Origin of the sequence: Pseudomonas turukhanskensis (assembly GCF_027922365.1) — a bacterium.
GTDB lineage: Bacteria > Pseudomonadota > Gammaproteobacteria > Pseudomonadales > Pseudomonadaceae > Aquipseudomonas > Aquipseudomonas turukhanskensis.
Window position 1 is genome coordinate 1 of the sequence record NZ_BSFN01000002.1, and the last position, 20,855, is coordinate 20,855.

Sequence of the window (20,855 nt, forward strand, 5' to 3'; positions counted from 1 at the left end):
TGGCCCTTCAGCCCGGCCCCTGGAGCGACGACGTAGCGAGGGAAGTTTTCACGCAGTGAAAACCCCAGGTAGGGGCAAGATTTTTTGGTTTCTTTTTTATGGTGCGGCATTCCGACGACTGGAAAAAGAAACTCGCGCGTAAGGCGCGAAACAAAACGTTCAGCAAACGCGGTAATGCAGAAACACAAAAGTCGCCTGGTAAACCGCAAGGTGCGCGGAGCACACCCTACAAAAGCCTTGCGCGTAAGGCGCGAAGCAAACGTTCAGCCTTCAAAGCAAGTTTCTTCTCCCCATCACCGTCCCATGCACTTCGTTGCCTACGCATCCCTCGGCACGAGCCGGCTGTAAGGGCTTTCCCATAAGAGCAAAGTCACCGCCATCGCTGAATCGTTCAGCGGTCGGGCCTGACAGCTCGAACTACAGTAGAACGCATAACCTCCCTCGAACAGCAGGATGCTTTTCTGGTATCTGTTGTTCTCTTTATGGCGGTTGTGTGCGGAGTACCTTCGGGTACGCCGGGTTCTCTGTCCCGGTCTGTCAGGCCGTACACAGCTGCCACCCTTCGTCTGACAGCGATGTTTGGTAGCTCTAACTACAGAGGTTTCACCATGACGTACCCAAATACGCTTACCCCTCATCCTCCAATCACCCTGGAGGTGACCCAATGAACGCCGTTACCCACACCCGCAGTTTCTGCATGCCCGACGGCAAACCCCTGTTCAGCGTTAACGCCGGCGTAGACGTCAGCGACGCCCTCGAACAAGCCAGCATCCTGCTCAGTTGCCTCACTCGCCTGTCCATGATCGACCGCCCCAAAGAAGACGAACGCAACACCATTCAATACCTGCTGGAAATAACCAGCGCCCTGGTCGAAGCCAGCCTTGCCGGCTTGGCCGAAACCGAAAAGGCCGCCTGACCAGCCCATAAAAAAAGCACCGTAGCCAGACGTGGCCACGGTGCTTTTTGAGGACAATGCGCCGCTTCAGCGCACTACAGTTTTCACCTGCACCCCATGCTCTTCATTGCGCCCATAAATATCCTCATACCGCTCGATATCATCCTCACCCAGGTAACTCCCGGACTGCACTTCAATGATTTCCAGCGGAATCTTCCCAGGGTTGGCCAGGCGGTGCACGGAGGCAATCGGGATATACGTCGACTGGTTTTCCGTCAGCAAAAACACGTTCTCATCACAGGTCACTTCAGCGGTGCCCGACACCACGATCCAGTGCTCAGCGCGGTGGTGGTGCATCTGTAGCGACAGCTGCGCGCCCGGCTTCACGGAGATGTGCTTGACCTGGAAGCGGCCACCCATGTCGACCGAGTCATACGAGCCCCACGGCCGATACACCTCACAGTGGTTCTGGGTTTCCGTACGGCCCGCTTCGTTCAGCGTATTGACCAGTTGCTTGACCTCCTGCACCCGGTCTTTGTGGGCGATCATCATGGCGTCTTTGGTTTCCACCACCACGATGTTTTCCAGACCAATCACCGACACCAGCTTGCCGTTGCCGTGCACCAGGCAGTTGTGGCTGTCGCGTACAACCACGTCGCCTTTGGTGACGTTGCCGTCGTCGTCTTTCTCGTGCACGTCCCACAACGAGCTCCAGCAGCCCACGTCGCTCCAGCCGGCAGACAGCGGCACCACGCAGGCGCGGGTGGTTTTTTCCATTACGGCGTAGTCGATGGAGTTGTCGGGGCAGCATTCGAATGTGGCAGCGTCGATGTCGATGTTTTCGCCGTCGATGGCGCTGCGTTCAAGGGCCAGCAGGCAGGTGTCGTAGATGTCGGGGTCGTGACGTTTCAGCTCGTCGAGGAAGCGGCTGGCGCGGAACAGGAACATGCCGCTGTTCCAGAAGTAGTTGCCGGATTTAACGAATTCGGCAGCGCGTTGCGCGTCTGGTTTTTCCACGAATTGGTCGACGCGGCTCACCCCTTCAGGCAGCTCGGCAGCCTGGCTGGATTTGATATAGCCATAGCCGGTTTCCGGCTTGGTGGCCGGTACGCCAAACAGCACCAGGTCACCGCCTTCTGCGGCAATGGTGGCGATGGCCAGGGCGCGCTGGAAGGCTTTCTGGTCGTCGATCACGTGGTCGGCGGGCATCACCAGCAGCAGTTCGTCGCGGCCTTCGTTAAGCAGCTTCATGGCAGCAATGGCCACTGCCGGCGCGGTGTTGCGGCCGAAGGGTTCCATCAGCACGGCCTGGCTGGCGAGGTTCAGGGCGGTGAGTTGTTCTTGCACGATAAAACGGTGGTCTTTGTTGCACACGATCACCGGCGGCTGCATGCCCTCGAACACCAGGCGCTCGAGGGTTTGCTGGAACATGGTGTGCTCACCGGTCAGGGCAAGGAATTGCTTGGGAAACTGTTTGCGCGACAAAGGCCACAGGCGCGAGCCGCTACCGCCGGACAAGATGATTGGAATCATGGGTGTGTCTCCTGACAAAAATGAGGTTTCAAAACAGCCGATCCGCCCGGCTTTAACACCGGGCTTTTTTGTCCTTGTAGGGTGTGCTTCGCGCACCACAGCGCTCGCCCATGGATCGCTTGGTGCGCATAGCACACCCTACAAAAGCGTTACTCGGTAGCGGCGGGGCGTTTAACCCATACCGGCGACAACTTGCTGCCGCTGCCGGTGACGTAGAGCGCTACGGCTTCACCTCGGGCCAGGGTTACCGGCTTAACGTCGCTGATTTTCTGCGTGCCGTTGAACAGTGCGAGCTTGACGTTCACCGGGTTGATTTCGCGGTCGCCACGGGCGGCTGGGGCCACGTCTTCGACCACGGCGGTTTTGCCGTCGGCGGTTTTCAGGGTGACCTTGGTGTCACTCAGGTTCTGCACGCGCACCAGGGCTTTCTGTTTGTTTTTGAACGGGGGTTCTTCCACCAGTTTTGGCTGTGCGCCCGGCAGCGCGACGATGGTGTAGTAGTGGTCTGCTGCCAGTTTCACCGGCACGGTTTGCGAGCCGACCTGGGCGCTGTAGTCGCCACCTGGCAGAAAGCCGAAGTCGCTGCTGCCCAGGGGGCCCACTTCGCTGAGTTTGGCCGTGCCGACCGTGGCGTTGATTTCCTGGCTGCCGGCGTTGTACACCCGCACGAAGGCCGAGCCCTTGGGCGCGGTCGGCCCGTAGAGGGCGGCTTCGTCGGCGTGGACTTGGGCAGCGAGCAGGCCAACTAACACGAACGCGCAGGCTTTACCGAGGCGGTTGTTAACGATTGCATGGGTGATGGATGGCTTCATTGTCTTGTTCTCCATGAGGGGTTTGGTGCTTCGATCAGCACCGGTCTAGCGGTTTGCCTGAATTGGCAAGGGTGAGTGGCTGGCCTGTGAAGTGGCCAGGTTGCTGGTAGCCGCACCGGCGGCCTTGAGTTGGGCGATCCAGTTCGGGTCGAACTCGCTTAGGTTGGTTTTCATCGGCAGGTAGCGCTCGGGGAATTCCCAGATCACCAGCTGCGGCGCGGCGTCTTTGAAGGCGTCGCTTTGCAGGTACTTGAGCATCGGCTCGATAGGGCCATGGCCGTTTTCGGCGTAGCTCACCACGTCGCTTTGCAACGCCTGTTGCAGGGCGCCGACGAAGTTCCAGTGCGGGTTGGCGCTGTAGCTGGTGCCTACCAGCGCCACCGGCACCTGGCTGTCGGCAAACAACGCGTCGTCACCGCCCTCGCTGCTGCCTTCTTCGGCGGTGCGGGTGGTGCGTTGTTGCAGTTGGTCGGGCTTGGGCAACAGGTTGCTGAACAGCGGGTCCAGCGGCAGGAAGGTGGTCAGGTCGCCCTTGTACGGTTCGGGCTGTTTGGCTTCGGTGATGAACTGCTGCGGCGCGCTATTGAGCGGCAGTTTCTGCGCCACGGTGGCGCCCAGGTGCTGGGCGACCACGTCGGCGCCCATGGGCGTCCAGTGGGTGTCGGTGCGCAAAAATACCTGGCCTTTGAGCTTGGCGTGTCGCAGCGGGATAAGCAGATCGGGAGCGAGGATGCCGGCCTGCTCGGCGCTGGCGTGGAAGCGCTGGTACAAGTCTTTATGCAACGTGGCCGGTTGCTCGTCGCCGATATGTTCGGGGTACAGGCGCGCCTTGGCGGGCACGATGGCCAGCACCAGCTTCACGCCTTTTTTGTCCAACTGGTCGCGCACGCCTTTGATCAGCGCCAGGTTTTCATCCTGGTATTGGCTGCCGTTGGCGATGGGGTTGAATTCTTCATCGCTGAACAGCCACTGGTCCTGGCCCAGCACCACGCCGGGGCGGCCTTCGTTGAACAGCTTGAAGTCCAGCGCGGCCCAGAGGTTGGTGCCTAGGCGTTTGAGCGGGAATTCCTTGTCGTACTGGGTTTCGGTGGCCTTGGCCCATTTGCCGTTGAGCACGGTGTCGTTTGGCGTGGTGCTAAAGCCCATGAAGCCGCGCAGCGACCACAGGCCCAGGCCCAGCAGCAGGCCGAGGAACACGGCGATGTAGAGAATGCGTAAGGATCGGGTCATGGTCGGCTCGCTCAGAACTGGAAGTAGAGGAAGGGCGAGTAGCTCTGCGCCGAGAGCTTGAGAATCGAGGCGACAAACAGCAGCAGTACCAGGGCGCGCATGGCGTAACGCGGCCAGTCGGCGGTCCAGTAGGCGGCTTGCACATTGGCCTCACGGCCTACGGTGTAGCCGGGCACATGGATGTTCGGCTGTTCGCCGGGAACGGCTTTGACGGTGCCCGGTTGCGCGGTGGCGGGGCCATCGGCCTCGGTGCTGGTGACCTCGGGTTTGCGTTTCTCCACGGGCGGGTTGAGGTAGAAGTCGCGCAGGCCAAAGAAGGCGAGGGTGGCGTAGGCCACTACCAGGGTTGCCACTTGCAGGCCGGTCAGGCTGGCGCGGTTGAGTTCCGACAGCTGCCAGTCGCCGAAGCTGAACATGGCGCCGTACATGCGGCCGGCCATGTGCAGGTTTTCGGCGCGGAAAATCACCCAGCCCATAATCACCAGCAAGAAGGTGAAGGCCCAGCGCAGCACGTTGAAGCTGCGTGGCGCGGTATTGATGCCAATGGCTTTTTCAATCGCCAGCCACATGCCGTGCCAGGCGCCCCAGACGATGTAGGTGATATTGGCGCCGTGCCACAAACCGCCTAGCAGCATGGTCAGGAACAGGTTGCGGTAGGTGGCGAACTTGCCACCACGGTTGCCGCCCAGGGTGATGTACAGGTAGTCGCGCAGCCAGGTGGACAGGCTGATGTGCCAGCGCCGCCAGAACTCGGTGATGGACTGGCTGATATAGGGCTGCTTGAAGTTTTCCATAAAGCGAAAGCCCATCATCAGGCCAAGGCCGATGGCCATGTCGCTGTAGCCGGAGAAGTCGAAGTACAGCTGCGCGGTGTAGGCCAGGGCGCCGAGCCAGGCATCACCGGTGGTGGGGTTTTGCAGGGCGAAGCAATGGTCGGCGACCACCGCCAGGGTGTCGGCGATAAACACCTTCTTGATAAACCCCTGCATAAAGCGCGTGGCGCCTTCGGAGAATTTATCCAGTGTGTGGGTGCGGTTGTTGAACTGGTCAGCCAGGTCGCGAAAGCGCAGCACAGGGCCGGCAATCAGGTGCGGGAAGATGGCCACGAACGCCGCAAAGTCGATCAGGTTGCGGGTGGCCGGTGTGTCGCCGCGGTACACGTCGATGATGTAGCTGATGGACTCGAAGATGTAGAACGAGATACCAATCGGCAGCAGCACATGGGTGAGGATAAACGGCTCAAGACCGAACGAGGTGATGATGGCGTTCAGGCTGTCGACGCCGAAGTTGGCGTATTTGAAGTAGCCCAGAATGCAAAGGTCCACGCCCACGCCGAGCAACAGCCAGCGTTGGGCCGGCTTGGTGCGAACCCCGGCGGCGCCCACCTTGAGGCCGATCCAGTAGTTCCACAGGGTGACGCCGGCGAACAGCGCCAGAAAGTCCACCCGCCACCAGGCGTAAAACACGTAGCTGGCAATCAGCAGCAGCAAGTTGCGATAGCGTTGCCCGCTCAAGTAGTACAAGCCGAGAAAAATCGGCAGGAACAAGAACAGGAACACGTTGGATGAAAAAACCATCCGCCTCTCTCCATCTTCACCTTCGGTTCAGAGGACGTGGCTAGCGCCACATCCCCCCCAAACCCCCCCGGGAAAATCCGGGTGGATTGCGTGTTTTGCCTAACTCGATCAGTCTCCTCTCCCGCTGGGGCGAGGGGGCGGATCGGTGTTGCCGCGCCTTGCTCGGTCAGTCCCCTCTCCCGCGTGCGGGAGAGGGTTAGGGTGAGGGCAAACTAGTCGCCGTTACTCAATCGTCGGGGCTGGAATCCAACCCCCTCACCCCAACCCTCTCCCCGCTGGGGCGAGGGGGCGGATCGATGTTGCCGCGCCTTGCTCGGTCAGTCCCCTCTCCCGCGTGCGAGAGAGGGTTAGGGTGAGGGCGAACCAGTCGCCGTTACTCAATCGTCGGGGCTGAAATCCAACCCCCTCACCCCAGCCCTCTACCCGCTGGGGGCGAGGGGGCGGATCGGTGTTGCCGCGCCTTGCTCGGTCAGTCCCCTCTCCCGCGTGCGGGAGAGGGCTAGGGTGAGGGCGAACCAGTCGCCGTTACTCAATGGTCGGGGCTGAAATCCAACCCCCTCACCCCAACCCTCTCCCCGCTGGGGCGAGGGGGCGGATCGGTGTTGCCGCGCCTTGCTCGGTCAGTCCCCTCTCCCGCGTGCGGGAGAGGGTTAGGGTGAGGGCGAACGAGTCGCCGTTACTCAATCGTCGGGGCTGAAATCCAACCCCCTCACCCCAGCCCTCTACCCGCTGGGGCGAGGGGGCGGATCGGTGTTGCCGCGCCTTGCTCGATCAGTCCCCTCTCCCGCGTGCGGGAGAGGGCTAGGGTGAGGGCAAACTAGTCGCCGTTACTCAATCGTCGGGGCTGAAATCCAACCCCCTCACCCCAGCCCTCTCCCCGCTGGGGCGAGGGGGCTAGACCGTGTCGCTCAGGAGTTCTTCTTGCCGTCCTTACTCTCGGCCTTCGGGTCGTACACGCGGGTCAAATCCCCGCCCAGGCGGAAGGTCTTGAACGGCTGCATCGACTGCTTCCACTTCAAGGTGTCAGCCCCGCACTGGTACAGGGTGCAATAGGGCTCCAGCCAGGCGTATTTGGCGTCGATCTTCAGGTCGGTCATGTCCTGTTTCTTGCCGGCCTTCTTGGCAAAGTCCGCCGGGTTGTTCACCCCTTCCATCACCCGTTTGGCCAGGCGGCTCAGGGCATCACGGTTCTCGGTGCGCAGGTCCACGTTGTTGGCCTGGGCGAAGCTGGCGATCATGGCCAGCGGCGGCAGGGCGTAGTTGTGGTACGACAGGGCGCGTTGTTTGCGCTTGAGCTCGTTAGGCAGAAAACCCTGGTCGTCGACCTGGTTGGCGCCGACCCGGAATTGCTCCACCGACCAGTCGAACAGGTCCTGACGGTTGGTGGCCACGGCGGTTGCCATTACCGACCAGGCTGCCCAGTACGAGTGGTTGTTCACTTGCTTGAGCGGCAGATAGCTCCAGTCTTTGACCACCTGCTCGCCGAGCTTGGCGAACCAGCTTTCAATCAGTGCCGATTGCGTACCGTAGGCGGCCAGCGGTTTGGATTCGGAAAACTTCAAGCGCAGGTAAGCGGAGGACACGCTACCCAGCGCCCATTTACGCATGGACTTGCCGGTGTGGTTGAAGTCGGTGGAAAGCAGGGCGTCGGCCTGCGCCCAGGTGGTGAGCCAGGTCAGGGCGCAATCGAGCTGCTCCTGGCGGCCGTCGCGCATATAGCCCATCACCTGTTTGCTCACGCCGCGTTCCAGCTCGGTGATGCTGGCGGTGGAGTCGCGGAAGGCTTTTTCCGACTTGGTATTGAGCGTGGCGCGGGCTTCGTCCGAGCCTTCGTATTTGCTGCGAAATACCAGCTTGTCGGTGTAGGGCTTGGGCGGCGCGCCGCATTGCTCTTCAGGTGGTTTGCTTTTGTGGCTTTCAATGGGCGCGTAGTAGCCCTGTGGGGGAATTAGGGCCGCGCTGGCGCTGCCTGCTATCAGCAGGGTGCCAAGTGCGATACCGCGAAAAAGAAGGTGGGGTGTGTTCATGAGTCTGTGCCTCCAGCGGCTTTTGCCGTTAGGGTGCCGGCACCGATGCTGGGCCGTTTGCACAGCGTGGCTTTGACGCTGAGGTTGGCCGGCATTTCATCGGGGCTGTGAATTTCCATGGCGAGCATGTTCAGGTCTGCCCAGCCAGGGTCGTTACGCAGTTGGAAAACATAACGGCCACCGGTGTCGGCAGCGGCGCTCTGTTCCAGTTTCAAGTTTTCGCGGCGGCCATTGAGGTACCAGATGGTGGCCTTCATGGTTTTTACCGAGGGGTCGCTGAAGGTCAGGTCAACCTGGTAGTGGTTGCCTTGCAGGTTGAGCAATTGGTTCTTGCCGTTGACCAGTACCTCGGTGGCGCCGTTGTGCAGTTTCACATCGTTTGTAAGGACTGCTTTTTGTCCTTCGCAGCCGTTGTCCACCAGGGGCATGGCTTGGCGGTAGAAGCTTTTTTGCGCCATGTCGTAGTGGGTGGCAAATTCCCAGATGATGATTTTCGGCGGGTGTTCGTGGAACTCGTTGCTGCTCAGGTATTGCAGCAGGGAGCTGTCAAAGCCGCCGCCGGAGATGGCGTTGTTAAGAATTTCGGCGCCGCTGTATTGCTCCAGAAAGCCGGCGAAGTTGTACGCTGGGCCGCTGTTACTGGTGCCCACCAGCGCCACCTGTGGCTGGCTTTCATCGCCGAACAGGTCGCCGCCACCGTCGTCGCCATTACCGCTGCCGGCCACGGTGGTTTCAAAGCGGTCCACGTACTGGGTGGCGTAGCTGTTGCCGCACAGCTGCGCGGCGGCTTTGTGGAAGGTGCCGAGTTTGCTCAGCAGGCCCACGCGTTTGCTCTCGTATTGCTGCTTGGGAATGTCAGCAAAGCCGGGCACTTCTTTGAGCGTTTCGGCGGTGATTTTCGCCGCGCGCTCGGCACCGTATGGCGTCCAGTGGTGGTCGCCTTTGAAGTAGAAGGCGTGCTCTTCTTTTTCGTCGAACAGCGGGCTGTAGTCGGGCACGTACATGCCGGTTTCACGCAGCTTGGCGATGGTTGCCAGGTAGTTCTTTTTCGCCAGGTCGTAGTTGAACGAGGCCTTCTCGGCAGGGGTGAGTTTTTCCCGGTTCACCAGGCCGCGCGTGGGCTGATACACCACCACCAGCTCGATGCCTTTTTTCTTCAACGCATCGCGCAGGCCCTTGAGCTTGGCGTAGCCCTCGGGCGTGGTGCCGAAGTCGGTGCGCAGGTCGTAGGTGGTGCGGAACAGCCAGTCGTCCTGGGCCTGCACCAGGTGAGTAAAGAAGCCCAGGTACTTGGTGTTGTACAGGCCGTTATTGGCCGCCGCCGGGCACAGCGGGGCGTTGCCTTTGACTTGGTACTGCGGCACGCCGGTGTCGGCGGCCTGGGTCAGGTTGCTGGCGGCCAGCAGGGCCATGGCCAATGCCGACGGGGCGAGCCAATGGCGGGTTGGGGTGGTTGCGGTCATGGAATGCATGCTCCTCAGTCCTGAAGTTCGGCCTGGCTTTCAACGGGGTCGATCAGCACTGCCTTATCCTGGCGGACCATCAGGTCCAGAATTTCGTTTTGCTTGTCACCCAGAATTCCCGAGAAGCTGATGCCCGACGATTTGGTCGGCGCCAGCATGGCTACCCGGTACAGCTCCACGGAAAGTGGCGAGTCGATGGACAACGGCCCGGAGCCGTTGCTGACCAGTTGGCCACCGACCACGATCATCGACACCTTGGTGTCGAATGGGTCGAGGTCGATGTCGCGGTCGGTGTCGCTCAAGTCTTTGATGTGGCCGTAGACGCCCACCAGGTGGTTATCCACCGCGAGGTTTTCGTAGAGGCGAATGTTTACGCTGTTGCGCAGGCGGATGCCGTGGCGGTCGTTGCTCACCACCTTGTTGCCCCACAGCAGGTTGTTGGAGCTTTCGTAGAGGGTGATGCCGTCGGACTCGTTGCGGTAAACCTCGTTGTAGGCCACCAGGTTGTTGACGCTGTTACGGTCGATAACGATGCCCGAGAGTTTGTTCTCGTAGACTTTGTTATTGATGATCCAGCTGTCGTCCACTTCGCGGGAAATAATGATGCCGTGCTTTTTGTGGGTGCCGAATACGGTGTTGCCGGCAATCACCAGGCGACGCGAGCGGTCGTGGGGGTCGATGCCGTAGATGATGTTGTCGCGGTAGGTGTTGTCCTTAACCACGAAGTCCTGGGTTTCGTAGCAGTAGAAGCCGTACCACATGTCCGAGAACTCGGAGCCGATGATCCAGCCGGTGGGCATGCCACGGCCCATCTGCTTGCTCATGTTCGGCGTGTACTGGGAAATACTCAGGCCGTAGGACTTACTGGTGTTGTAGCCAAAGCTGGCGATCTTACTGTTGACGATGTACGTCTCGGTGCCGCCCCAGGACAGCAGGAACGGGCGGAATTCTTCCGGCTTTTTAAACGTGGCCGGGGCCTTTTTCGCTTCATTCCAGCCGGTGAGGTTGCTGCCGGTGATAAACAGTTTGCCGTCGTTGACGATAAAGGCGCCGCGGTCTTGCGACAGGTGCAGTTCCTTCACGTCTTTATCGATTTGCAGGCTGGCGTTGTGCGCCACCACCAGCGGCAAGCGCAGGGTGTAGACGCCATTGGCATCGCTGCTCAGGTATTGCTTGGGCACTTTTTTGCTCAGCTCGCTCAGGCTCATATAACCGCCTTCAACGAAGATGGCCTGGGGCATGCCGCGCTGGCGGGTGACCCACTCGGCCATGCGGTTGTTACCGCCGATAAATTCTTTCAGCGCGTCTTGCTGCACCATGCGCCGCACGGTGGCGCTGCCTTTTTTGCTGCGGTCGATCTTGGCGTTGACCGCCTCAGCGGTATAGCCGCTGAGGTCGGGCAACTTCGGTGCGGCCAGTTCCAGCGCTTCGGTGGGCGCGGTGGTGACGGTGTAGCTTTTAGCTTGGCGCAGTTCTTTGGTGGCCTGCGGTTTGCCGTCCTGCGGCAGTGGCGCGTCACTGGCTCGCGCCACGTCTTGCTGGCTGTCCGAGGCCGGCGGCGCTTCGACGGCCATGGCCGAGCCACTGAAGAGCAGCGCGCCGGCCAACAGCAAAGGAAGCAATGGCGGGTGTTGAGCAGTCATATCAGTGTTTCTCCATGGCCGCGTCGTATCGGGCCGGCTCGCCTGGCTCATCAGAAGCGCCAGATCACATCGACGAAGGCGCGGTGCATATACGAGTCGGCGTCGGGGCCGTAGGCATCGCCGGGCTTGAACACGCCGCCGCGAAAGCGCACCAGGGCCGACGGTTCATCGATGGCCTGGCTAAGCGAGGCGGGCAGCAGGCCCTGTTTAAAGTACTTGGTGAGCACCACATCCACTTCCTGGCCGATGTCTTTTTCACCGTCCTGCATGGCGGCGTTGATGCCGCTGGTGCCGATGGGTTGCTGGTCATCGACGCGCCAGAACTTGTGATACACCAGGCTGGCGTCATAGTCCTCGCGCAACTGCCAGGAGCCGAACAGCGTGGCCGCCTGCAGGTTGCTCAGCTCGCCGCGAAACGCTTCACCAAAGCGATGCACCCGCGAGCGCGTGCCGGTGTACGTGGAGCGGTTACTTTCCAGCCCGGTCTGCTCGAAGTTATCGCCACCCTCGTCGCCGCCACCGCCGCTACCACGGGCGTAGGCGCCGCCGATCTGCCAGTTCTCATCGAATTTCCAGCGCAGGCCCAGGTCGGTGGCCCAGGCGCTGACATCGCCGCTTTGTTTGCCGGTGGCAAACTCTTCGCCGCCCACTGTCTGGGTGCTCAGGCGGTCACGGTCGCCGGTGAGGCTGGTGACGCTGGCCCAGTAGTTCAGGCGGTTTTCGTTGCGCGGGTTGTAGGCGTCGCTATTGGCTTGCACGCCTACCCAGGTCAGGTCGCCGGTGCTGGTTTTATCCAGTTCATCGACGCGTTCGCCGGGGCTATTGAGGTTGCCGTCGTCGCGGGCGTGCTGCACGTTGAGGCCCACCCAATGGCCGGGCGTCCACTGCGCGGCGATGTCGCCGTAGATATGCAGGCGGTCTTTGTCTTTGGGCGAGAGCTCGTCGATGTCAGTGCGGTATTCGCTGAAGCGTTCGGCCACGCCCAGGTTGGCTTTGAGCAGGGTGGTGTCGAAGGTCCAGTTCAGCGCTTCGATATTGGTGTCGCGCCACATGCCATCGTCGTTGCGCAGACGCTGGCGCCCCAGTCGCAGTTCTTCGCCGGGGTAGGGCGTCAGGCCTGAATAGCCGATCCAGAATTCCCGCAGGGCCAAGTAACTTTTGTCGGGCTGGCGGCTGTCATCGCTGCTGCCGCTACCTGCATTCTCGCCGTCTTCGGGTTGTTGCAGGGTGTCGGTTTCGATGATGTCGGTGGCGCTGACCGCTTGCCCCATGGCATAGCCGCTCCAGTTGCCGCGTTTGCCGTACACCCAGGGGCGCAGGTCGATACCGATACCGTTTACATCGCCGCCACTGCGGGTGCCGAGGTCGCGGTCATCTTCGGACTGGGCGGTGATCTTCACGTCCAGGCCGTAGCTGCTGCTGTCGGTCATCTGCACGGCCCAGGCGCAATGGCTGGTCAGCAAGGTGGCGCTGAAGCACAAACCGGCGCGCGTCCATGGGGTAGTGGTTTTACGTTTGGTGCGTTTCATAGTGGCTCCTGCCCGTCCTGACTTTGCATGGCTTGCATCTGCGTTGCCGTTTGTAGAGTTGCGCCACGCAGCGCTTGTTCCTCACGCAGCAAGCGTTCCGCTTGGGGGCGCGAGCCAGGGGGTAATTGCTGTTCTATCTGCGCCGCCAACTCGGGCGCTTGCGGTGTGCCTTTTTGCACGGCGATCTGACTGAACACGTAGGCGTTCACCGGATCGGGGGCAATGCCGCGACCTTGGGAGAACATTTGCGCCAGGGCGAAATCGGCGCTGTTCTGCCCGGCGCGGGCGGCGGCCAGCAGGCGGTCTAGCGCCTGTTGCGGTTGCACGTTGCCGAGGTAGCCACGGCGGTACATCTGGCCCAGGTAGTAGTTGGCGCTGGTTTCGCTTTGCGCCGCCTTGAGCAGGTGCTGCTCGGCTTTTTCGGGATCGGCCGGCAACAGTTTGCCTTCGTAGTAGAGCTTGCCGAGCAGCAGTTCGGCGCGCGGCTGCGCAGCCTCGCGGCCTTTTTTCAGGTACTCGAGCATCTTGTCGATGTCGCCCTGCTCGGGGTAGTCGTAGAGCAATTGCGCCAGGCTTACCCAGGCAGCGGGGTAGGTGGGGGCGATCTGTTCCAGCATCTCTTGTGCGGTAGCCGGGTCGGTTTTGCCGCCCCCCTGGATTACCAGTTCAGGGTCGGCCAATACTTGCGCCACGCCTTCCATTCGCGCGGCCGGCACTACGCCACGGCCGTAGGCGCCACGCAGCTGTTCCACCAGTGCTTTCTGCTTATCGGCTTCGCCGCGTTTCTGGTAGACGGTGGCCAGTTCCACATAGCAAACATCGGCGGTGGCCAGCGCGCTTTTGCAGATTTTTTCCACCTCGGCCAGGTGCGCGTCGTAGGTGCCCTGGGTGCGGTAGAGCAGCACCTGAGCCAGCTCCGCTTGTGGGTGACCTTGCTCGCGCCACTGACTGATTTGTTCCTGGGCATTTACCTCAGGAAAGGTTTGCGGGTATTGCAGGTAGAGCATGGCCAGCGGCAGCACCGCGCCTTCTTCGCCATTGGCAAAGGCTTGCTTCAGGCGTTTTTCCGCTTCCTTGTGCTCGGCCTCGGTGGCGTTGGGTTTGGTCGCCAGCAAACGGCCCAGGCGTGAGGCGGCCCGTGGGGATGTGTCGGCCGCCTGGCGGTAAGTGTCTTCGGCCGCCGCCAATTGTGCCGGGTCGCCGCTTTCCAATTGGATATCGGCCAAGCCCACCGAGGCATCGGCATAACCCATATCGGCCAGGGCTTTGTAGTTGGCCTGGGCGGTGGCGGTGTCGCCGTTTTTCAGCGCCTCGTTGGCCAGGCGCTGGTCGGGCAGGCCGGCACAACCGGCCATGGTCATAGCCATCACCAAGGGCGCAATTAGCAACAGGGGACGCTTGGGTTGAGTGCTAGCCATATTCAGAGCCCTGCTGCGTTGGCTTTGTCGATAAACCAGCCGAACGAAGGACCGTTATCGCTGCTCACTTCCACCGGGCGACCGCCCAGGGCGTTCTCCAGCGGCTCATCGGGCTGAATCACCACACGGATATCCGAGGACAGGTTGCCGGTGTCATTCAGGCTGCTGCTAACCACCTTGCCGCCGCGCACTTCATCGACGCCGGCTACCTGGAAGGTCACCCGCGCGCCCGGCTTGATTTCGTTGAATTTGCTGTACGGGAAACGCGCTTCAACCTGGGCTTTGGCTTCTCGCGAAACCAGATCGAAGATCACATCGCCCTTGCTCGCGTATTGCCCGTCCGCCACGTATTGCTTGGCCAGCACGCAGTCGCACGGGCTGGTGAGGGTGCCTTTCATTTGCTTGTTGAACAGGTTGGCGACGTTGGATGGGCTGAGGTCTTTGTCGTCCAGGTGGCCCTTGAGCATTTCCAGCATCGAGGCGCTAAAGGTGGCGATTGGCGCGCCTTTTTTCACCACGCCATCGGCGCCAATCAGGCTTTGCACGGTGCCTTCGCGCGGCATGGTCACTTGCATGCCCGGCACCTGTACCAATGCCGATTGGGCGTGGGTGACGAAGTACAGGCCGTAGATGGATTTGAACAGGAAGCCAAAGGCCAGCAGACCCAGCAAAAATACGCCAACGCTGAACCCTACGGCGCGCATGCGCGCAAACGCGCTCATGCCGCCAACGGCCTTCTGCTTGCGTGCTTTGGTGAAGTTTTCGCGCTGCAAGGTGGTGAGCAATTCACCGACGCTGACCAGCTCGCCGCTCAGGTGCGCGGTAATCAAATGGCGCAGCGTGGCGATTTCCCGGGGGCGCATGTTGCTGAACTGGCAGCCGACGCGGTTGGTTTCGAAGTCCACCGAGCGCACCTGGAATTCGGTGTCGATGGCCAGGGTGATGTTGTCGATCACAAAGAGCATTTTGCCCTTGTGGAAGTCGCCCACTTTCACCGTGCTGTTGATAGCGCCGTAGCTGAAACCGCCGGCGGAAATATCGGTAACGGTTTGCTCCACCACTTCACGGTTTTTGCCGCTGAAGCGGATTTTTGCAGGCAGGCGTACCCGGGCGTACTGACGCTGGGCTTCGGATTCGTGCACCACATTGACGTTGACGGCTGTATTCATGGCGTTATTCCTACTTTGAGTCTGACGGCCCTGGCAGGGGGCTCACACCACCAGCAGCAGCGTGGCGACAAACACACTGGCGGCGGAGAAGGTCATGGTTCGGGACGACCAGGTGTTGAACCACTGTTGGAAGCTGGCAAGGTCGCGGTTGAGTTTGGTCGGCTGGCGCGTCCAGGACTGCTGGTCGAGGCGGAAGAACACGTAGATCTTCACCAAGGCGCCGACGATCTGGTTGTAATAGAGAATCACCGGGTAGGCCGGGCCGATGTGGTGACCGCTGACGGCCAACAGCAAGGTCAGGAGCAGGCGGGTAAAGCCGATCCACAGGAAGTACACGAGCAAGAAGGCGATGCTGTATTTGAGGCTGGCGATGATCGCCACGGTGAGGCCCAGCAGGCAGGTCCACATCGATACGCGCTGGTCGAACAGCACCAGGGTGGTAAACAGCCCCAGGCGCTTTTTACCCAGCTTCATGGCCCGCGAGTTCTGCCGCAGGTTGTTGCCGTACCAGCGGAACATCAGCTTGCGGCTGGCTTTGATAAAGCTCTTTTCCGGCGGGTGCTCGACGGTGTTGATGGCCGCGTCGGGCACGTAAAAGGTGTCGTAGCCCAGGCGCATCAGGCTGTACCAGCTGGACTTGTCGTCGCCGGTGAGAAACTTGAAGCGGCCCAGGCGCCAGTGGTCGAGCGAATCGCTTTCCACGTCGGCAATGAATTCGGGGTTGCTGATAACCGGAGCGCGGAACATCGACATACGCCCGGTGAGTGTCAGCACGCGCTTGGACAGGCCCATGGAGCACATGTTGATGTGCCGCTGGGCGAAGCGCAGCTTGTGCCATTCACTCATGATGTAGCTGCCGCGTACTTCGCAAAATTCGTTGGTGGTCAGGCCACCGACATTGGGGAACAGCTTGAAATACGGCACGGTGCGCCGCACCACGCCAGGCTCCAGCACGCTGTCGCCATCGATCACTGCCACCACTGCATCTCGGTCGGGCATATGCCGGGAAATGGCGCGGAAACCGTGGGCCAAGCCATCGCGTTTACCCGTGCCGGCAATGCGCACGAAGTCGAGGGTGACGTTTTGCGGTGGGTTGTATTTTTCCCACAGGCTCTTGACGAGAAATTCATCGGAAAGCTCGACGATGGAGCACACCACGGTGGTGGGAAAGCCACACTCCATGGCTTCGCGAATCACCGATTGGTACACCTGCGCGGTGGTCAGTGCGTCGATGCGAAAGCTGGTGACCATCAGAAATACGTGGGAAGGATCGGCCGCTGTACCCAGCTTGGCCGCCTTGCGCCGGTAGTGCGGGAACACCACATACAGAAACAGCACGCCACGCAGAAAATGCATCGCGCCCATCGAGTAGCGCCAGATGCCGACCGCGCCGATCAGAAAGATAAAGTCTTTCGACTCGGGGTCGAACACCGTGCGGGGCAGCGCGAGGGCGAGCCCGCACAGAAGGCTGAGGTAGAACAACCACCCTGCGCCTTCTGCCAAACTCTGCTTGAGCCTATCCATCTATGTGTCCTGTCCGTTTATAAACTGGCCGTTACCCCCCAGCGAAGGCTGGGGGGCCAGGGCGGCAACTTCGATTGCCTGAGGGGTTCTGGATTGCGCACCGGCGCACCGCCGCCCTCGCGGGAATGACGGCGGGTTTGCGCCTTACGGCTACCAGCAGATGCCTTCGGTAGTGCCGTTGGTGGTGTGCTTCATAAAGCCCACCAGATCGACCACTTGCTTGCCCTCGGGGGCATGCTGCGCCAGTGGCCGGAAACGCTCGTCGCGGTTGCCCAGCACGATAATGTCGGAGCCATCGACCACCTGGTCGAAGTCGCTGTTGAGCAGCGATGAAACGTGGGGGATCTTGGACTCGATATAGTCCTTATTGGCCCCGTGCACACGGGCGTACTCCACGTTGCTGTCGTAGATGGAAAGATCGAAGCCTTTGCCGATCAGCATCTCGGCCAGCTCCACCAGTGGGCTTTCACGCAGATCGTCCGTGCCGGCTTTGAAACTCAAACCGAGCAACGCAACTTTGCGTTTGTCGTGGCTGGCGATGATGTCGAAGGCGTTCTGCACCTGGGCCACGTTGCTGCGCATGATGGCGCCGAGCATCGGGTGCTCAACGTCCAGCTGGCCGGCGCGGTAGGTGAGGGCGCGTACATCTTTGGGCAGGCACGAGCCGCCAAAGGCAAAGCCGGGGCGCATGTAGTACTGCGAGAGATTGAGGGTTTTGTCCTGGCAGACCACGTCCATCACTTCGCGGCCATCCACGCCGACGGCCTTGGCAATGTTGCCGATTTCGTTGGCGAAGGTGACCTTGGCGGCGTGCCAGACGTTGCAGGTGTACTTGATCATCTCGGCGACTTCGATGTCTTTGCGGATGATCGGCGCGTCGAGTTCGCTGTACAGCGACTCAAGGGCATCGCCTGACTCTTTGTCCAATTCACCGATAACGGTCATGGGCGGGTGGTCGTAATCTTTGATCGCGGTACTTTCGCGCAGAAATTCCGGGTTTACGGCAACACCAAAGTCCACCCCGGCTTTTTTCCCGGAGCAGTCTTCAAGAATAGGGATCACCACATTTTTAACCGTGCCGGGCAGTACGGTACTGCGCACGACAACCGTGTGGCGGGTGGTTTTTTCACGCAGCACAAAGCCGATTTCGCGGCAGACCGATTCGATGTAATCGAGCTCCAGGTCGCCGTTCTTTTTGCTGGGGGTGCCTACGCACAGCATTGACAGTTCAGTATCGCGGATGGCGGCGGCCACATCGGTGGTGCCGCGCAGGCGTCCGGTTTCGATACCCTGTTGTAGCAAGGCCTCAAGGCCCGGTTCAACAATCGGCGACTTGCCGTTGTTGATCAGATCAATCTTGGCGGTGGAAACATCCACGCCGACAACTTCATGGCCGCGTGCAGACAGGCAACCGGCACATACTGCGCCGACATAACCTAAACCAAAAATGCTAATACGCATTGTATTCACCTATTACTTTGAGTTACGCCGTTAAACAGTGGATGGTTGGATTAACCATCACCCTTGTAATGCACTTCGTAAGTTGTAATTACGAAAGCGCAGGCATAATAAGTTCGTCACATTCAACTTGTTGAATGCGTGTTTGGGCATGTTGTAAAAGGGATGCGCCCGGATGTTCAGGCCTACGCTCCAATACTGGTCGTAGAGCCTTGGTGAGGCTGTTGCAGTAGGTCTGCTTCTACCTGCTTCTCCATCGTTTTTAAAACGTTCCGTGTGCCGACTTATAGCGAATAAACAACCACGGCTTATTGCGCAAGTTTAGGTGGCCAGTGCTGGGCAGCACTAAGAAAACCAACCTGTAAAAAGTCGTTACGGGGTTATGAGCCCGCAAATTTAATGATAGTTCCTACCGTTCGTCAGACTTTCGTAACACTTGGACACAGGCGAGGAAATAGCTGTGATCGCAATATAATGGCAAGTGCGCTGTATACCGCCGGGTAGTGGGCGTGAGGCGGCGCAATAACTTTTTGCCAGTACTAAAGATTGGTTAAAGTGCCAGTAGTTAAATGTAGGACAATTATAGGAGGGTACCCAATGAAAGTTAGGCTAAAGGCCGGGGAACTTTCATTGGTTATAAAGTGTATAGCCGCAGGTGTGCGGAGATATTGACGTCGGAAAAGCAGCAGCTGTGGCTGTGTAGGGTGCGCGAAGCACACCCTTGCACGGCGTTTACGCGTCGCTTTGTTCGTCGCGCAGGAAGATCAAATGATCGGGCTTGGATTGGGCCGCATCGAAACAATAGCCCTGGTAGTTGAAGTCCTTCAGGCCGGCGGGGTCGGTCAGCCGCTCCTTGATCACATAGCGGGCCATCATGCCGCGCGCCTTTTTGGCGTAGAAGCTGATGATTTTGTACTGGCCGTTCTTCATGTCCTTGAAGTCGGTATTGATGATCCGACCTTTCAAGGCCTGGCGTTTTACCGCGCCAAAGTATTCATTGGAGGCCAGGTTCAGCAGCACGTCATCGCCCTGGGCCTTGAGTGCCTGGTTGAGCCAGGCGCTGATATTGTCGCCCCAGAATGCATACAGGTCTTTGCCACGGGCGTTGGCCAGCTTGGTGCCCATCTCCAGCCGGTAGGGCTGCATGAGGTCCAGCGGGCGCAGCACGCCGTAGAGGCCCGAGAGCATGCGCAGGTGTTTTTGCGCGAAGTCGAAATCGTCTTCGCTGAAGTCTTCGGCATGCATGCCGGTGTACACATCGCCTTTGAACGCGAGCAGCGCCTGCTTGGCGTTCTTGCTGGTGAATTTTGGCGACCAGCTGCCAAAGCGTGCGGCGTTCAGACCGGCGAGCTTGTCGGACAGGTGCATCAGGTCGGCGATCTGCGCTGGGCTGAAGTCACGCAGCTGGGCAATCAGCTCCTGGGCATGGTCCAGGTGTTGCGGTTGGGTGTGGCGGGAGGTGACCGGCGGGGTGTCGTAGTCCAGGGTCTTGGCGGGTGAAATCACCATCAGCATGGGGGCGTCTCCTAAAGGCAGCGGCGATTCTAAGCGCTGCCAATGGTTTTGTCTTAGCCGCGTAGGCGTTGCCGATAGGCTCCGGGTGTTTCGCCGCAGAGCTGTTTGAACAGCTTGGCAAACGCTGCCCGGTCGCCAAAGCCGACCTGTGCCGCCACTTGCTCCAGTGAGCGCGAGGGCTGGCGCAATGCCGCCTGCGCGGCGCTGATGCGCAGGCGTTGCAGGTATTCGTTGGGCGTAATGCCAGTGCTGGCGCGAAAACGGCGTAGCAGCGTGCGTGGTGAACAGTTGGCATGTTCGGCCAGGCGCTGCAGGTTCATCGGTTCGGCCTGGTGTTTGTGCATCCAGTTGAGCAGGGGCTGCAGCGGGTCGTTGCGTTGAACCTGCGGCAGTAACGGTTCAAAGCGCGTCTGCTGGCCACGGTGGTGTTCGACCACCAGCGCCGCCGCCACCTTTTGCGCCAGGTCGGCACCGGCATGCCAGGCAATCAGATAAAGGCACAGATCCAGCCCCGCCTGCGCGCCCCCCGAGCAGAACACCGGGCCGTCATGGGTAAGCAATTGCTCGGCCTGCAACTTCACCAATGGAAAACGCTGGCGGAAGGCCGGCGCCAGGCTCCAGTGGGTGGTGGCTGCCCGATCATTTAGCACGCCGGCAGCTCCCAGAAGAAATGCGCTGCTGCAAAGGCTTGCCAAGTAACGCTGGGAAACCTGTGCCGTCAGCCAGGGCAGCAAGGCGGCATTACTGGCCAAGGTGGTATCGACTGCACTGCCGGTGGCGGGCAGCAACACCAGATCTGCGGTTTCGGCCAGGCGTAGCGCACCGTTGACAGTGATGCGCGCGAACTGCAAATCCACCCCATGGCCATCAAGGCTGAACCGCTGCAACTGAAACACCCGCTCACCCGCCAACTGGTTGGCCAATTGAAAGGCGTCCATCGCCATGCTCAGGCTCGAGCACACGGTCTGGGGGCAGACATACAACGCGATACGCAGCATGAGTCGACTAATTTGATGTGAATATTGGCTATATTTGACACAAAGTTGTCGATATAGCCAATCG

At 60.2% G+C, this 20,855-nt stretch carries 15 protein-coding genes; 1 reads left to right on the plus strand and 14 read right to left on the minus strand.

Annotated elements, in window-relative coordinates; all coding sequences use genetic code 11:
• Positions 1–664 precede the first annotated feature (664 nt).
• Positions 665–916 (plus strand): DUF3077 domain-containing protein, encoded by a 252-nt coding sequence (locus PKE98_RS03815; protein WP_271193957.1) that lies wholly within the window; start codon positions 665–667, stop codon positions 914–916.
• Between the two features lie 66 nt (positions 917–982).
• Here the strand turns inward: PKE98_RS03815 and PKE98_RS03820 are convergent, their stop codons facing one another.
• The 14 genes from PKE98_RS03820 to PKE98_RS03885 all read right to left on the minus strand — a co-directional run bounded on the left by PKE98_RS03820 (position 983) and on the right by PKE98_RS03885 (position 20,791).
• Entirely contained in the window at positions 983–2,428 is a 1,446-nt protein-coding gene (locus PKE98_RS03820; RefSeq protein ID WP_271193958.1) for a mannose-1-phosphate guanylyltransferase/mannose-6-phosphate isomerase, read from the minus strand.
• Positions 2,429–2,577: 149 nt separating this feature from the next.
• Positions 2,578–3,228 (minus strand): alginate O-acetyltransferase AlgF, encoded by a 651-nt coding sequence (locus PKE98_RS03825; protein ID WP_373877813.1) that lies wholly within the window; start codon positions 3,226–3,228, stop codon positions 2,578–2,580.
• A gap of 57 nt (positions 3,229–3,285) precedes the next feature.
• Positions 3,286–4,470: an alginate O-acetyltransferase gene (locus PKE98_RS03830; protein WP_271193960.1), complete on the minus strand. Its 1,185-nt coding sequence runs from the start codon at positions 4,468–4,470 to the stop codon at positions 3,286–3,288.
• An 11-nt stretch (positions 4,471–4,481) separates the two neighbouring features.
• Positions 4,482–6,047, minus strand: coding sequence for an MBOAT family O-acyltransferase (locus PKE98_RS03835; protein WP_271193961.1), 1,566 nt, complete (start codon positions 6,045–6,047; stop codon positions 4,482–4,484).
• 908 nt (positions 6,048–6,955) lie between these two features.
• Positions 6,956–8,074 carry a mannuronate-specific alginate lyase gene (locus PKE98_RS03840; RefSeq protein ID WP_271193962.1) on the minus strand — a complete coding sequence of 373 codons (1,119 nt, stop codon included), beginning with the start codon at positions 8,072–8,074 and terminating at the stop codon, positions 6,956–6,958.
• The gene (locus PKE98_RS03845) at positions 8,071–9,537 is read right to left on the minus strand and encodes an alginate O-acetyltransferase (protein ID WP_271193963.1); all 1,467 of its coding nucleotides are present in this window, start codon (positions 9,535–9,537) and stop codon (positions 8,071–8,073) included. Before PKE98_RS03845 ends, PKE98_RS03840 begins: the two co-directional genes overlap by 4 nt.
• A gap of 14 nt (positions 9,538–9,551) precedes the next feature.
• Positions 9,552–11,180: a mannuronan 5-epimerase AlgG gene (gene algG, locus PKE98_RS03850; RefSeq protein WP_271193964.1), complete on the minus strand. Its 1,629-nt coding sequence runs from the start codon at positions 11,178–11,180 to the stop codon at positions 9,552–9,554.
• A gap of 50 nt (positions 11,181–11,230) precedes the next feature.
• Entirely contained in the window at positions 11,231–12,709 is a 1,479-nt protein-coding gene (locus tag PKE98_RS03855) for an alginate export family protein (protein WP_271193965.1), read from the minus strand.
• On the minus strand, positions 12,706–14,127 hold the full coding sequence (gene algK, locus PKE98_RS03860; RefSeq protein ID WP_271193966.1) for an alginate biosynthesis TPR repeat lipoprotein AlgK: 1,422 nt from the start codon (positions 14,125–14,127) through the stop codon (positions 12,706–12,708). Before algK ends, PKE98_RS03855 begins: the two co-directional genes overlap by 4 nt.
• Before the next feature lie 2 nt (positions 14,128–14,129).
• On the minus strand, positions 14,130–15,296 hold the full coding sequence (locus PKE98_RS03865; protein ID WP_271193967.1) for an alginate biosynthesis protein Alg44: 1,167 nt from the start codon (positions 15,294–15,296) through the stop codon (positions 14,130–14,132).
• Between the two features lie 42 nt (positions 15,297–15,338).
• Positions 15,339–16,820: a mannuronan synthase gene (alg8, locus tag PKE98_RS03870; protein WP_271193968.1), complete on the minus strand. Its 1,482-nt coding sequence runs from the start codon at positions 16,818–16,820 to the stop codon at positions 15,339–15,341.
• Between the two features lie 150 nt (positions 16,821–16,970).
• Complete coding sequence (gene algD / locus PKE98_RS03875) at positions 16,971–18,281, minus strand: GDP-mannose 6-dehydrogenase (RefSeq protein ID WP_271193969.1); 1,311 nt, start codon at positions 18,279–18,281, stop codon at positions 16,971–16,973.
• A gap of 729 nt (positions 18,282–19,010) precedes the next feature.
• Positions 19,011–19,793, minus strand: coding sequence for a peroxide stress protein YaaA (gene yaaA, locus PKE98_RS03880; RefSeq protein WP_271193970.1), 783 nt, complete (start codon positions 19,791–19,793; stop codon positions 19,011–19,013).
• A 53-nt stretch (positions 19,794–19,846) separates the two neighbouring features.
• Positions 19,847–20,791 carry a GlxA family transcriptional regulator gene (locus tag PKE98_RS03885; RefSeq protein WP_271193971.1) on the minus strand — a complete coding sequence of 315 codons (945 nt, stop codon included), beginning with the start codon at positions 20,789–20,791 and terminating at the stop codon, positions 19,847–19,849.
• Between the last annotated feature and the right edge of the window lie 64 nt (positions 20,792–20,855).

Bases quoted from the DNA above. Each gene is read 5' to 3' on its own strand.
- PKE98_RS03815 (WP_271193957.1), top strand. From the start codon at position 665: ATGAACGCCGTTACCCACACCCGCAGTTTCTGCATGCCCGACGGCAAA.
- PKE98_RS03820 (WP_271193958.1), bottom strand. From the start codon at position 2,428: ATGATTCCAATCATCTTGTCCGGCGGTAGCGGCTCGCGCCTGTGGCCT.
- PKE98_RS03830 (WP_271193960.1), bottom strand. From the start codon at position 4,470: ATGACCCGATCCTTACGCATTCTCTACATCGCCGTGTTCCTCGGCCTG.
- PKE98_RS03835 (WP_271193961.1), bottom strand. From the start codon at position 6,047: ATGGTTTTTTCATCCAACGTGTTCCTGTTCTTGTTCCTGCCGATTTTT.
- PKE98_RS03840 (WP_271193962.1), bottom strand. From the start codon at position 8,074: ATGAACACACCCCACCTTCTTTTTCGCGGTATCGCACTTGGCACCCTG.
- PKE98_RS03845 (WP_271193963.1), bottom strand. From the start codon at position 9,537: ATGACCGCAACCACCCCAACCCGCCATTGGCTCGCCCCGTCGGCATTG.
- algG (WP_271193964.1), bottom strand. From the start codon at position 11,180: ATGACTGCTCAACACCCGCCATTGCTTCCTTTGCTGTTGGCCGGCGCG.
- PKE98_RS03855 (WP_271193965.1), bottom strand. From the start codon at position 12,709: ATGAAACGCACCAAACGTAAAACCACTACCCCATGGACGCGCGCCGGT.
- algK (WP_271193966.1), bottom strand. From the start codon at position 14,127: ATGGCTAGCACTCAACCCAAGCGTCCCCTGTTGCTAATTGCGCCCTTG.
- PKE98_RS03865 (WP_271193967.1), bottom strand. From the start codon at position 15,296: ATGAATACAGCCGTCAACGTCAATGTGGTGCACGAATCCGAAGCCCAG.
- alg8 (WP_271193968.1), bottom strand. From the start codon at position 16,820: ATGGATAGGCTCAAGCAGAGTTTGGCAGAAGGCGCAGGGTGGTTGTTC.
- algD (WP_271193969.1), bottom strand. From the start codon at position 18,281: ATGCGTATTAGCATTTTTGGTTTAGGTTATGTCGGCGCAGTATGTGCC.
- yaaA (WP_271193970.1), bottom strand. From the start codon at position 19,793: ATGCTGATGGTGATTTCACCCGCCAAGACCCTGGACTACGACACCCCG.
- PKE98_RS03885 (WP_271193971.1), bottom strand. From the start codon at position 20,791: ATGCTGCGTATCGCGTTGTATGTCTGCCCCCAGACCGTGTGCTCGAGC.